This is a genomic window from Hyphomonas sp., assembly GCF_041398385.1.
Taxonomy (GTDB): Bacteria; Pseudomonadota; Alphaproteobacteria; order Caulobacterales; family Hyphomonadaceae; genus Hyphomonas.
In genome coordinates, this window is the sequence record NZ_JAWKUW010000002.1 from 399,191 (window position 1) to 412,999 (window position 13,809).

Consider the following 13,809-nt stretch of genomic DNA (forward strand, 5'->3'; position numbering starts at 1 on the left):
CGCCAAGGATTGTGCAAGGTCTGGTAGTGTAGAATTCTGCCTTCAGCGGGGCGACTGGTCCCGGCAGAGGTGTGGGGTTCATGTCGCTTCTTCTGATTGCCCTTGCAGGGCTTGCCCTGGCCGGGGCGGGCCTCCTGCGCCTGCCGCATCGGGGCGGGCTTATGGGGCCGGCCCTCGCTTTCCTCGCGGGCCTCATGGTCATGGCACTGCTGATCCGGGTGGCGACCGGTGCCCTCGGCATCGGCCGGGCAACGGATTTCGACGCTGTGGTCAATCATGCGGTCGAGGTTTCGGCAGAAGAGGCTGCGCCGATCATCGTGTTTTCCGGCGCCAGCTTCTCACGCAACGCGATCAGCGAGCAGCGTCTGACAGGCTTGCTGCGGGAGAAGGGCTACCCCCATCGCGTCGTCAACCTGTCCCTGGAAGCGGCGTCACTTGCCGAACGCGACCGTCATCTCGAAGACTTTATGGCCGCCACACCGCGCGCCCCTGACATCGTCTTTGTCGAAATCGGTCAGGTTACGGACGAACGCCCCGCCTTCATTTTCGAGAATTCGAAATTTTCCATGCGCGCCATCGATCAGTTCGATCTGACCGGCACGCGCTGGGCCGTGCAGGGCATGCTGGAAGGCGCCTGCGCCGGGACGACCGCCTGCGTGCGCGACCTTGTCCTGACGGGGATGCATGCGGGCCTCAATGTCCTCAATGTCGGCCTGGTGAGCCAGGGCAAGACGCTGGCCACGATCGCGCCGAAAGAATCCTATGAAGGCAACGACACGCCGCGCGAAGAGATCGACCCGGCCTGGCGGGCGGAGGAACTGGCGGCAACGGTTGAGGCCGCGTCGGTAAAGCCCTGGGCCCGCGCCTTTCGTGACGCGCAGCGGGCGCGCCTCATGTCCGAAGGCGTGCGCGAGGTTGCCTATTATTTCCCGCCGGTGATCGAAGCCGGAACCCGCGCCTATGCCGGGGGGCTCTGCAATGACGAACTTGCCGCCTTCACCTGCATCGCGCCGCTCGACCCGGCATTGCTGGCGTCCCTCGACGGCAATGAATGGCTGGACCGCGACCACCTGCTCGACAGTGGGGCAGAGGTCTATGAAGTCTGGCTGGCAGAGCAACTGATTGCATCGGGCATTCTGGAGGGCGGGAAATGATCTTTACCCAGCCCATCTTCTTTGCCTTCCTCGCGATTACGTTCGCGGCCTACTGGCTGTTGCGCGGGCGGCGTGAAGCGCAGCTGACCGTGCTGCTGATTGCTTCGGCCATCTTCTATGGCTGGTGGAACTGGCGCTTCCTCGGCCTGATAGGTCTTGTCATTGTCCTCAGCTGGCTGACGGCCCTGCAGGCGGCAAAGCGGACCCCCTCGCGTCGCACATGGCTGGTTGCGGGTATCGCCGGAAATCTCGCCGTGCTCGGCATCTTCAAATATGCCGGCTTCTTCACGGCGAGCTTTGCCGAACTGCTCGGCGCGATCGGTCTCAAGGCAAACGTCCCGGTACTGAACATCATCCTGCCGGTGGGAATCAGCTTCTACGTCTTCCAGGCGATCAGCTATATCGTCGACACGGCACGTGACGACCTGCCGGCAGAGCCGCGCCTTAGGCGGGTCGCGCTCTATATCGCCTTCTTCCCCCAGCTGGTCGCAGGTCCGATCGTGCGAGCCGCGAGCTTCTTTCCCCAGATGGAATACGACAAGCGCCTGACCGGCGAGCTCCTGTCGGCCGGCCTGCGCGCCTTCCTGCTCGGCTTTGCCTACAAGGCCGGCATCGCGGACAATCTCGCCCCGCTGGTGGACCCCGTTTACGGCGACGCGCTTTTGGCGGGCGACGCGCAGATTTCCGGCTGGTCGAATGGCGCACTGATCGGCGCAACCATCGCTTTTGCCGCGCAGATATATTTCGACTTCGCCGGCTATTCGCTGATGGCGATCGGCGTTGCGCGCTGGTTCGGCTTTTTCATTCCGAAAAACTTCGACCATCCTTATGCGAGTCCCGACATCGCGGACTTCTGGCGCCGCTGGCACATCTCCCTGTCCAGCTGGTTGCGTGACTATCTCTACATTCCCCTCGGCGGCAACCGGGGTGGCAAGCTGAAGACCTACCGCAACCTCATGGCCACCATGCTGCTTGGCGGCCTGTGGCACGGTGCGGCGTGGACCTTTGTGGTCTGGGGCGCGCTGCATGGTGCCGCGCTGGCAGTTCACCGGGCTCTCTACAGCAAGTCCGGCCACCGGATCGGCTTTCTGCCGGGCCTCATCCTGACGCAACTGTTCGTCCTGCTCGCCTGGGTGCCTTTCCGGGCCGAGAGTTTCAGCGACACGCTGGAGATCTGGTACGCCTTCACCGGCCTACGGCAGGGCGGGGAAGGGTGGTTGCACTGGACGGTCTGGCTGGTGCCGGTGTTGATCGCGCTCGACGCGCTGCTGGGCCTTCCGGCGGTGAAGCGCCTCGGCCGGGCCCCCATCCTGCGCGAGCCGCTGGTGTACTGGGGCGCGGTCGGTGCCTTGACGGCGATCCTGCTGGCGCTTTATCCGCTGGAGGCACGGCCCTTCGTCTACTTCCAGTTCTGAACAGGGCTCGATTTTCTTTTTCTTTTCTGCGACCAAGACGCCGGAGGGACACTCATGGCACGACAGTTCTTCGGAACGGACGGCATCCGCGGCCGGATCAACCGCAAGCCGATGACAGCGGAAACGGCGCTGCGCCTTGCCATTGCGGCGGCGCGCACCTTTGCGCCTGAAGGCGGCCGGGAAGTCATCATCGGGCGCGACACGCGCCGCTCCGGCGAAATGATCGAGGCGGCGCTCGTCGCCGGCCTCGCCAGCATGGGGCTGACGCCGGTGCGCATCGGCGTGGTGCCGACACCGGCCGTTGCCTTGCTTGCGCGGGAAACCGGCGCGGCCTTCGGCGTGATGGTGACGGCCAGCCACAACAAGTATGAGGACAATGGCCTCAAACTCTTCAGCCCGGACGGCGTGAAGTTCACCGACGCGGTGGAAGAGACGCTGGAAGCGGCCATGTTTGACGCCTTCGAGGGTGCCTACGCCGTCCCGGAGGCCGTCTGCGTGCCGCGCAGCATGGAGGGCGCCGCCAGCCGCTATATCGGCCGATGCGTCGAGACCGTCGGAAAGGGCGCAGACTTTTCCAAACTCAATATCGTGCTCGACTGTGCCAATGGTGCCGCCTTCCGCGTCGCGCCAGAAGCCCTGACGCGGCTCGGCGCGAAGCTCACTGTGGTCGGCGACAAGCCGGATGGCGTGAATATCAATGCCGGCGTTGGCTCCACGGCGACCGGCGCGCTGAAGGCGGCCGTCCTCGACAAGGCCGCCGACATCGGCATCGCCTTCGATGGCGACGCAGACCGCCTGATCGTGGTGGACGAACTTGGCCATGAGGTTGATGGCGACCAGGTCATGGGTCTCATCGCCGGAGACCTGCACCGCGGCGGCCGTCTCAAGGGCGGCGGCATGGTGGCGACGGTCATGTCGAATATGGGGCTTGCGGAATATCTGAAGGAGCTCGGGCTGACCCTGGCGCGCACGAAGGTCGGCGACCGCTATGTCGGCGAACATATGCGGGCACACGGATTCAATCTCGGTGGGGAGCAGTCCGGCCACATCATCCTGTCGGATGTCTCGACCACCGGCGATGGCCTGCTCGCGGCGTTGCAGGTGCTGAGCGTGCTGGCGCGCAGCGGAGAAAAAGCCTCGGCCCTTGCGCGGGTCTTCACGCCGGCGCCGCAGAAACTGGTCAACATTACCTATTCCGGCGCGAACCCGCTTGAGAGTGACCGGGTCAAGGCAGTCATGGCCAGCGCCGAAGCGGAACTGGGTGAGAAGGGCCGCCTGGTCGTCCGCAAGTCCGGAACCGAGCCGCTGATCCGCGTCATGGCCGAAGCGCTGGACGAAGCCATGATGCTGAAGGCGCTGGGCCAGGTCGTGGATGCCGTAAAAGCGGAAGCCTGAAACCCCCGGTTTCAAAACCCGGTTTTTCCAGGGGTACCCGTGGACGCTGCGGTTTCCCGAGCTATCTTTCCCTCAAGAAAAAATGCCCCGAGGGAGAGACCAGATGGCCGAAGGACAGGCCCAACCACCATTCCGCCTGCTGCCGATGAAGGCGCCGGACGTGGAGATGCGTGCTGCGCCCGGCGGCATCTTCTACATCACGCCGAAGCAGGCGCCGGGAGACCGCCCCCGGACCATTCCGCATTGCCTTGACGCGCGAGCCGCCGAACATCCTGACCGGGCCTTCCTGCGCGAGCGCGATCCGCAGACAGATGAGTGGGTGACAGTCACCTATGGTGAGGCCAAACGCTTGACCGACGCCTTGGCGCAAGCGTTCCTCGACCTTGGGGCAGGGCCGGACGCACCGGTCATGATCCTGTCGGGAAATTCGATCAGATCGGCGCTGGTAATCCTTGCGGCCCAAAAGATCGGTGCGCCGGCTGCGCCGATCTCCGTGCCTTACTCCACCATGTCGAGCGATTATGAAAAGCTGAAGCATTGCTACCATGCTGTGAAGCCGAAAGTAATCTTTGCCGAGACGCTGGAACCCTTCCGCAATGCCATCGCGGCCCTGCCGGTGGAAGCCTGTGCCATCGTGTCCGCTGATCCGGGCGGGGACAATACAGTGCGCAGCTTTGCCTCGCTTCTTGAAACCCAGCCGACTTCGGCCGTCGCCGAAGCGCTCAGTAAACTGACGGACGCCAGCGTCGGTAAATACCTGTTCACGTCCGGCTCCACCGGCATGCCGAAACCGGTACCGACGACGCAGGGTGCCATGTGTTCCATGATCGCCGGACAGGAAGGCCTGCGCGACAATGCGCGGGATCCCGAATATGATCCGGAGCAGGTGGACAATGTGCTCGACTGGCTGCCGTGGAACCACATCTCCGGCTCGAATGTGAACTTCAACGGCGCGCTGTGGAACGGGGCGACCTTCTGGATCGATGGCGGCAAGCCGACACCGGCCCTGTTCCATGAGACCATCCGCAATGTGCGCGACTGTTCGCCCTCGACCTTCGGCACGGCGCCTATCGCGCTCGCCATGCTGGCCGAGGCGATGGAGGAGGATGAGACGCTGCTCCATGCCTTCTTCAGGAATATGCGGTCCATCGGTTATGGCGGGGCGACCCTGTCGGACGATCTCTATGACCGCCTGCAGGCGCTCGCCATCAAGGCGACCGGCCGGCGCATACCGATCATCACCATGTATGGCGCAACCGAAACACAGGGCATCACCGTGGTGCATTGGGAGGTCGAGCGGGTGGGCCTGATCGGCCTGCCGCTGCCGGGCCTGACGCTGAAACTCGTGCCGAACGGCGACAAGCTGGAAGTGCGGGTCAAGGGCCCGACCGTCATGCCGGGCTATGTCAACGAACCGCAGAAGAATGCGGAAGTCTTCGATGAGGAAGGCTATTACTGTCTCGGCGACGCAGTGAAATTTGTCGACGTCAATGACCCGAACAAGGGTCTCATCTTCGATGGCCGGGTGGGCGAGGATTTCAAGCTTTCCTCCGGCACATGGGTCAGCGTCGGAACGCTCAGGCCGGATTATGTGGCGGCCTGTTCGCCGCTGGTCTTCGATGCGGTCGTCTGCGGGCAGGACAAGCACTTCGCCGCCGCGCTGGTCTGGCCGTCACAGGCGGGCCTGCAGCACCTCGTCGAAAAACATGGCGACCTCGGAAAAGCCCTCAGCGCGCTGACCGATCAGTTGACGGAGAAAGCCATTGCCTTCAACAGGAGCGAACCCGGCTCATCGCGCCGCATCAAGCGCTTCCTCGTCATGACCGAACCGCCGAGCATCGATGCCGGCGAAATCACCGACAAGGGCTATGTCAACCAGCGCCTCGTCCAGTCGCGCCGGGCGGACCTGGTCGAGCGCCTCTTCTCTGATCCGCCGGGGCAGGGGGTGGTGTCGGTCTAGCCGCGCTGCGCAACGCCGCTCTGGCCGAGCCGCCATTCGAGCAGGTCGATCCGGTCCTGCCCGAAGAAGGCCTCGCCCTCGAACACCATCAGCGGCACGCCCCAATGGTGCGGATCCTGCGCGGCCTGGCTTTCGGCGATGACCGCTTCCAGCCGGTCCTTCTCCGCTTCCTGCCGGGCATCCATTTCATCGAGGTCGAAGCCTGCGCGCGCGGCCGCCTCCTTCAGGGCCGTGCCTTCGGTCCAGGCGCCGCCGGACCAGATCAGGGTCGAAACCTCGTCCATGAAGGCCCAGCCATCCTCGTCGCTCTTCTCGCAAGCGAGGATGCCAAGCCGGGTCAGCCGGCCGATATAGGGCTGGTCGGGTGAAATCTCCCGCGTCATCATGTTCATGACGACGGGATCGGGGTTCAGCGGGCCGATGGGCAGGCCGAGATACTGGGCATTGCGCACAAAGTCGCGCAGCAGGTAGGGCACCCATTGCGGCCGAACCTCCTCGAAGAAGGACGGCGTGCGAATCGCAATCGGATAGACCGGTCGCGGGCGCACCCGCACCTCCCATTTCGAGGGCATGGCCCGCAGGCGTTTGGTCGCCAGATAGGAATATGGCGAGCGGAATGACCAGAAGACGTCCACTGTTTTCATTGCGTCATTGTGGCGGCTGCAAGACGCCTTCACAAGGCCCGATTTCGTCTCCATCTTCACGGCCATGAGCCTCGACCAGACCATCCGCCAGTTCATGGAACGCTTTCAGATGCCGGAAGTGAAGCCGCTCGACTGGAAGGGGTCGGCGGAACGGCTGCGCTACCAGTTCTATGTCGCCAGCCGCGCCATAGAAAAAGACGCGCCGGAAATGGCGGACGTGTCCCATATTATGGTCGCCGGCGGGGCAGGGCAGCGCAAGGCCCGGCTCTATACGCCGCTCGGCGCCGGCATCGCGCCAGGCCCAGGCATCCTCTTCTTCCATGGCGGCGGGTTCGTGATCGGCGATCTCGACAGCCATGACATGTTGTGCCGGCGCCTTGCCGAAGGTGCGCGCTGCCGTGTCTTGTCAGTCGATTACCGCCTCGCGCCGGAACACAAATTCCCCGCCGCTCATGACGATGCGCTGGCGGTCTGGCGCTGGGTCCAGGAAAACGCCGCAAAGGTCGGCATGGATGCCGAGCGGCTTGCCGTGTCCGGCGACAGTGCCGGTGGCAATCTTTCGGCCTATCTTGCCCAGGAAATGAACCGGACCGGCGGGCCGGCGCCGGCCTTCCAGCTCCTACTCTATCCGCTCGTCCAGTTCGCCGACATCCGTACCAAGAAGATGCCGGTGCAGGAGAGCGGCTTCTTCATTTCGGCCAATCTGTTCGAATTCTTCCGCGACTCCTATATCGGGGAAGAAGCCGAACGGATGGATTTGCGCGTCTCGCCGCTGTTTTCGCCGCCGGAAGCCTTCCGCGGCCTGCCGCCCGCGCATTTCGTTCTCTGTGGCTGGGATCCGCTGCACGATGAGGGGCTGGCCTATGCCGACAAGATGGCGAGCTTCGGCGTGCCGGTCACGGTGCGCGAATATCCCGGCATGGTGCATGGCTTCATGAACCTGACAGCCCTGTCGGAGGCGATCCGGACCGCGATCCGCGACGCCGGCCAGGTCACCGGGCGGGCGCTCGGGTCGATCTGAGTTCGCCTGTAACGGGTTTCATCGGCTCCGTCTTGTGGCGCAAATGTTACAGCCGGGAAAAAGCGGTGCCGGCAGTGGAAATTTGTCTGGGATAAGCTCTGAACGATCCATATTTCCTTCACACACAAGAACGAAAGCCAATCGCGTGCCCGCGTGAGGCAGCAAAAAGTGGAGGAAAGCAATCAATGAACCTATCCAGATTTCTCTGTTCGGCTTCGGCCATGGTCATCCTGACCGCCGGCGTCGCTTATGCCCAGGAAGATACCGCACCGGAGCGCGAATCGGCAGTTGACCGCGTGCTCGGCACCGTCACCGTCACGGCGACCAAGAAGAAGGACGTCGAGAACGTGCAGGACGTGCCTGTCGCGGTCACGGCCTTCAATTCCGACACGCTCGATGCCCTGAACGTGCGCGACCTCGAATCCCTGTCCTATTCTTCGCCGAACGTGTCGCTGTCCGACATCGGCACGGCAAAAGGCACCGCGAACTTCTCCATCCGCGGCCTTGGCATCAACTCGTCGATCCCGTCGATCGACCCGACCGTCGGCGTGTTCGTCGATGGCGTTTATCTCGGCCTTAACAATGGCGTGGTGCTCGACCTGTTCGATCTGGACAGCGTGGAAATCCTGCGCGGCCCGCAGGGCATCCTGTTCGGCCGCAACACGACCGGCGGCGCGGTGCTGATCAATACCGGCAACCCGACCGACGAGTTTGAGTGGAAGGTTCGCACGTCGGTGGAAACGCCGATCGATTCCGGCCGCGGCGGCCCCAGCACGACCGTTCAGGGCACGGTTTCCGGCCCGATCTTCAGCGAAAAGCTGACCGGCAAACTGGGCGGCTACTACAACACCGACGATGGCTATTTCGAAAACAAGTTCGACGGCAGCGACCTCGGCGAATCCCAGACCAGCATCATCCGCGCGGCGCTCAAATACGAGCCGAACAGCGATGTGACGATCCTGGCGAAGGCCGAGAAGTTCAAGACGCGCGCCGATGGCCCGAACGGCCAGAACCGCGGCGTCTATGACCGCGACAGCTTCGACATCGCGATCGACAATCCGGGCGTGCTCGACAACGAGACGACCTTTGCGTCGCTGCGCACCGACATCGATGTCGCTTTCGGCGATGGCCGGATCACCAACATCCTCGGCTATCGTGAAATCGACTCGGTGACCGATGCCGACATCGATGCCCTGCCGCTCCACCTGTTCCATTCGGATACGGAACTTTCGCAGGAGCAGATCTCGAACGAGCTGCGCTATGCGGGCTCCTTCGGCAAGGCGGACGTCACCGTCGGCGCCTTCTGGTTCCAGCAGGAAGTGGCCTATACCGAGCGCCGCACCCTGCCGACGGTTACGGCCGCAGAATTCAATGGCGGCGGTGCCCAGGACCACACGGTCTACGGCCTGTTCGGCCAGGTGGACTATGAGTTTACGCCGAAGCTGACCGGTATCTTCGGCATGCGCTACGGCTATGAGGAAAAGGATGTGGACATCACTTATGTCCGTCCGCGTCCGCATTGCTCGGTTGTCGACGGCACCTGCCCGACCTCCGGCACCAATCCCTTTGTGCCGGGTGAGCCCAACGGCTTCACCGACAAGGACGACTGGTCGAACTTCTCGCCGAAAATCGGCTTCCAGTACCAGTGGAATGACGCCACCCAGGTCTACGGCCACTACACCAACGGTGTCCGGTCCGGCGGCTACAACTTCCGCATCACCAACGCACTTGCCTTCGAAGCGCTGTTCCCGCCGACGGGTTCGCGCGCCTTCGACGAAGAGTCGGTGGATTCCTACGAAATCGGCATGAAGCATGACACGGCGGATGGCCGCGGCCAGCTGAACGCGGCCGTGTTCTTCAACCAGGTCTCCGACATGCAGCGCGAGCTGAACCTGTCGTCTCCGTCCTCCGGTGTGGCGCAGACCATCATCAACACGGCGGATGCGGACATCATGGGCTTCGAGGCTGAAGGCCGCTACGCCGTGCTGGAAAACCTGCTGGTGACGGCAAATATCGGCGTGATCGATGCGGAGTACACGGACGTTCTGTTCGACATCTCGTCTGACGGTGTCGTGAACGGTGCGGACCTGGCGCTCGACGTGCCGCGCGTGCCGGAAACCACCTGGGGCATCGGCTTCATCCACGACCTCGACATGGGCCGCGACGGCTCGCTCGTCACCCGCGTGAACTTCCAGCACCGTGACAAGTTCGCCTTCACCGACAACAACTGGGGCTGGATCAACCCGGCTGACCAGTTGGATGCGAACCTCACCTGGAACACGCCGGTCGAAGGCCTTTCGGTCTCGGTCTATGGCAAGAACCTGCTCGACGAAGTCGTCGCCGGTGGCGATACGCAGGTGCCGTTCGGCGGCACGCTGGCCCCCTTCGCGCCGGGCGGTGTCAACCTCTCGAACGGTGTGAACGCACCTTATGACCCGCATCCGGCTGCTGGCACCTTCTCGCCGCTGCAGCCCGGCCGCCTGCTCGGTTTCGAGCTGACGCTCCGCCACTAGGACGGGCATATCCTGACAGGGAAGGGCGGGCAGGAATGCCCGCCCTTCTTTTTTGTCTTGCTGCCGGCGAAGCGAAATGGTGAGACAGGCCATGACCGAAACACTCCCGATCCGCGCGCTTGAAGACTTCCTGGCCGATCCGGTCGAGCCGGCAGATTTCCCGCAATTGATCCTGCGCCACTGGAATGCTCGGTGGGCAGAGGAAACGGGCCTCGGCGGTTTTTCGCCCGAAGCGCAGGCGGAGCATTTCGGCCATTTCGTGCCGCTTGAAGGCAACCTGCCGCAACCGCTGGCGCTGCGCTACCATGGCCACCAGTTCGGTGTCTACAATCCGGACCTCGGAGACGGGCGCGGCTTCCTGTTTGCGCAGGTGCGCGACCGGGCAGGGCGGCTGCTCGACCTCGGGACGAAAGGTTCCGGCCAGACACCGTGGAGCCGGCAGGGCGACGGGCGCCTGACGCTGAAGGGTGGCGTGCGCGAAGTGCTGGCGGCCAATTATCTCGAAGCGCTCGGGGTCAACACATCAAAGCCGTTCTGCCTCATCGAAACCGGCGAACAGCTCTGGCGCAATGACGAGCCATCGCCGACCCGGTCGGCCGTTCTGACGCGCCTGTCGCACAGCCATATCCGTTTCGGCAGCTTCCAGCGCCTCGCCTATTTCGAGGACAAGGCCGCGATGGCGCGTCTTGTCGATTACTGCGTCGCGCAGTTCTATCCGGAAGCGGATGATCCGGAGATAGGCCGGAAGGCCTGCAACCTGCTGGAGGCCGCTACGCGCAATACGGGCCGGATGCTCGGCCAATGGATGGCAGCGGGCTTTGTCCATGGCGTGATGAATACGGACAATTTCAATATCACCGGCGAGACCTTCGACTTTGGCCCATGGCGGTTCCTGCCGGTATCGGATCCGAACTTCACGGCCGCTTATTTCGATCAGAACGGGCTCTACCGGTTCGGGCGCCAACCGGTGCAGGGCGCCTGGTCACTGCAGCAGCTCGCGTCAGCCTTGCTTCTGCTTGCCGATGCTGACGATCTCGCCGGCGCGCTCGCGCCCTATCAGGAGGCGTATCGGGCCTCCTTCGTCGACCACACGCATGCCCTGCTCGGGATCTCCCCGACAGGGGAGGCGGAGGCCGATACGGCCTTCCTCCAGTCCTTCTATGCCTGGATGACCGAGAGCGAGGCCCGCTGGCCGCAGGTCTTCCATGACTGGTTCGGTGGGGCGGCGAGCGAAGCCCGCGCGCTGGCAGGTCCGCTGGCAGATCTCTACGCCGCCGATGCGTTCGCGCCGGTGAAGGCGGACATTCTCGCCCGCGATCCCGTGCGTCCGGAGCGCGCGAACGCAGGCATCTTCCAGCGTCCGGACGCGCCGTCGCTGTTGATCGACGAGGTCGAATCGCTCTGGGCGCCGATTGCAGAGGCCGACGACTGGTCGGCCTATGAAGCAAAGCTCGCGGACATCGACGCCCTGCGCCTCGCGCGCTGGGGCTGACTATTCCGCGGGGAACTCACGCCTTCGCGCCGCCCCCATGCCGGGCAAGCCAGACCCCGCCGAGAATCATCAGGAAGGCCAGCATGGCGTTCCAGGTCTGCGTCTCGCCGAAGAGGACGAAGCCGAGCGCCGCCGCCATTACCGGGATGGAATAGCCGGTCAGCGACAGGAAGGTGGCTGAGGTGCGCGCGATGAGCAGCATGTAAAGCGCCTGTGCGATGGCGGACGGGCCGATGCCGAGGCCGATCACGCCGATCCAGTTCTTCCAGCTTGCGTTGACCTCTCCCGGGTCCACCGTGAAAGCGAGCGGCCAGGAGGCGACCGCGGCAACGGTGACGAAGCCTGTGGCAAACACAAAGGGGTCCATCTGGGGCGCGCCGCGGGCGATCAGGCTGGAAATCGCATAGAACAGCGTCGCAAAGATCAGGAGGATCTGCGCCAGCGTGCTTGCCGAGCCGAAGCCCCGGATCGCATCCGGCCCGAACAGGAGTGCGACCCCTGCAAAGCCCAGCATGACCCCGACTGACGAGCCGCGTGTCAGTTTCTCGTCCTGGAACAGAAAATGCGCCGCGCTTGCCACGAAGAGGGGGGAAGCAGCCGTATAAAGCGCCGCAAGGCTGGAATTCACGGTCTCCTGCGCGGTCGTGATCAGGAAAAAGGGAAATACCGAGCCGGTCAGCCCCATCGTCGCAATCGTGCGCCAGCGCCGGCGATCGCTCAGCGGCGGCAGGCGTTTGCCCATGGCCAGCAGGATTGCCCAAAGCACCGCCGCGCCGATGGTCAGGCGCCCCACAATGACCCAGGCGGCCGGCAGGCCAAGGTCTTCATGCCCCTTGTCCACGGCGAGGCGCGTCATCTGGTAGGCGCCCGCCCAGATCAGGCTGAGCAGCCAGAACAGGGCCCAGTCGCTGGAGGTCCGCCTGCCGGTAGGGGCGACTTGCTGGCTCATTCCTGTCCTGTGGCTGGGGCCGGGGCGGTTTGCCCGGTCGAAGCGGCCGGGATAGGCGGGGCAGACGGCCAAGTCCATGCAAATCTTGCACGGGATTTGCAGCAGGCCCTGCAGGGTCGCACGCGTTGCCGCTGCCCTGTTCCCGGATACCAGGATGGCGCCCTGCCGCATGGTATCCGGGTGGACAGGGGGGCATGGTGCGTCGTAAAGGGCCCGCAAAGTTTCCGGTTTTTATCCCCTCAGAGGAGAATCCCCATGACCGTTCGTGTCGCCATCAACGGATTTGGCCGCATCGGCCGCCTTGTCCTGCGTTCCATCATCGAGAATGACCGCAAGGACATCGAGGTTGCCGCCATCAACGATCTCGGGCCTGTCGAGACCAATGCGCACCTGCTGCGCTTCGATTCCGTGCATGGCCGCTTCCCGGCAGACGTGAAGGTCGACGGCGACAAGATCATCATCAACGGCAAGCCGATCCTCTGCACCGCGATCCGCGACCCGAAAGACCTGCCGCACCGCGAGTTGGACATCGACATCGCGATGGAATGCACCGGCATCTTCGCCGACAAGGCCAAGGCCTCGGCCCACCTTGAAGCCGGCGCCAAGCGCGTCCTCGTCTCCGCGCCCGCCACCGGCGCCGACAAGACCATCGTTTACGGCGTCAACCACGACAAGCTGACCAAGGACGACTTGGTCGTCTCCAACGCGTCCTGCACCACGAACTGCCTCTCGCCGGTCGCCAAGGTGCTGCACGACCTCGTCGGCATCGAGAAGGGGATGATGACCACCATCCACTCCTTCACCAACGACCAGCCCTCGCTCGACCAGATGCACAAGGATCTTTACCGGGCCCGCGCCGCGTCGCTCTCGATGATCCCGACCTCAACCGGCGCTGCCAAGGCCGTCGGCCTGGTGCTGCCGGAACTGAACGGCAAGCTGGACGGCATCTCGGTCCGCGTGCCGACGCCGAACGTCTCGGTGGTCGACCTGAAGTTCGTGTCGAAGAAAAAGACGACGCCGGAAGAGATCAATGCCGCCATCATCGCCGCCGCCGACGGCCCGATGAAAGGCGTGCTCGGCTATACCGACCAGCCGAACGTCTCTTCCGACTTCATCCACGATCCGCGCTCGTCGATCTTCCACCTCGACCAGACCAAGGTGATGGACGGCAACTTCGTTTCGATCATGACCTGGTACGATAATGAGTGGGGCTTCTCGACCCGCATGAGCGACACCGCTGTCGCCATGGCGAAGCTGATCTGAGGC

Annotated in this window: 10 protein-coding genes; 8 read left to right on the forward strand and 2 right to left on the reverse strand. The window is 63.8% G+C overall.

All coding sequences use genetic code 11. The features are described 5' to 3' along the window. The first annotated feature begins 80 nt into the window (after window positions 1-80). The 4 genes from R3C13_RS06760 (at window position 81) to R3C13_RS06775 (ending at window position 5,924) form a co-directional block, all read left to right on the forward strand. Window positions 81-1,154 (forward strand): hypothetical protein, encoded by a 1,074-nt coding sequence (locus R3C13_RS06760; RefSeq protein WP_371310056.1) that lies wholly within the window; start codon window positions 81-83, stop codon window positions 1,152-1,154. Then, a complete protein-coding gene (locus R3C13_RS06765; protein ID WP_371310057.1) occupies window positions 1,151-2,569 on the forward strand; it encodes an MBOAT family protein in 1,419 nt (472 codons plus the stop codon). The genes R3C13_RS06760 and R3C13_RS06765 overlap by 4 nt, the downstream gene beginning before the upstream one ends. 54 nt (window positions 2,570-2,623) lie before the next feature. After that, on the forward strand, window positions 2,624-3,964 hold the full coding sequence (gene glmM / locus R3C13_RS06770) for a phosphoglucosamine mutase (RefSeq protein WP_371310058.1): 1,341 nt from the start codon (window positions 2,624-2,626) through the stop codon (window positions 3,962-3,964). A 103-nt stretch (window positions 3,965-4,067) separates the two neighbouring features. Next, window positions 4,068-5,924 (forward strand): AMP-binding protein, encoded by a 1,857-nt coding sequence (locus R3C13_RS06775; protein ID WP_371310059.1) that lies wholly within the window; start codon window positions 4,068-4,070, stop codon window positions 5,922-5,924. On the opposite strand, the gene R3C13_RS06780 is transcribed toward R3C13_RS06775, so the two are convergent. Continuing rightward, window positions 5,921-6,664 carry a 2-hydroxychromene-2-carboxylate isomerase gene (locus R3C13_RS06780; protein WP_371310060.1) on the reverse strand — a complete coding sequence of 248 codons (744 nt, stop codon included), beginning with the start codon at window positions 6,662-6,664 and terminating at the stop codon, window positions 5,921-5,923. The genes R3C13_RS06775 and R3C13_RS06780 overlap by 4 nt on opposite strands. Here R3C13_RS06780 and R3C13_RS06785 point away from each other — a divergent pair. The 3 genes from R3C13_RS06785 to R3C13_RS06795 all read left to right on the forward strand — a co-directional run bounded on the left by R3C13_RS06785 (window position 6,633) and on the right by R3C13_RS06795 (window position 11,594). Next, on the forward strand, window positions 6,633-7,589 hold the full coding sequence (locus R3C13_RS06785) for an alpha/beta hydrolase (RefSeq protein WP_371310061.1): 957 nt from the start codon (window positions 6,633-6,635) through the stop codon (window positions 7,587-7,589). The genes R3C13_RS06780 and R3C13_RS06785 overlap by 32 nt on opposite strands. Window positions 7,590-7,774: 185 nt before the next feature. Beyond that, a complete protein-coding gene (locus R3C13_RS06790; RefSeq protein WP_371310062.1) occupies window positions 7,775-10,102 on the forward strand; it encodes a TonB-dependent receptor in 2,328 nt (775 codons plus the stop codon). 91 nt (window positions 10,103-10,193) lie between these two features. Continuing rightward, a complete protein-coding gene (locus tag R3C13_RS06795) occupies window positions 10,194-11,594 on the forward strand; it encodes a protein adenylyltransferase SelO family protein (protein ID WP_371310063.1) in 1,401 nt (466 codons plus the stop codon). 16 nt (window positions 11,595-11,610) lie between these two features. Here the strand turns inward: R3C13_RS06795 and R3C13_RS06800 are convergent, their stop codons facing one another. Continuing rightward, a complete protein-coding gene (locus R3C13_RS06800; RefSeq protein ID WP_371310064.1) occupies window positions 11,611-12,621 on the reverse strand; it encodes a DMT family transporter in 1,011 nt (336 codons plus the stop codon). A 177-nt stretch (window positions 12,622-12,798) separates the two neighbouring features. Between R3C13_RS06800 and gap the strand changes: the two genes are divergently transcribed. Further along, entirely contained in the window at window positions 12,799-13,806 is a 1,008-nt protein-coding gene (gap, locus tag R3C13_RS06805; RefSeq protein ID WP_371310065.1) for a type I glyceraldehyde-3-phosphate dehydrogenase, read from the forward strand. Window positions 13,807-13,809: the final 3 nt, after the last annotated feature.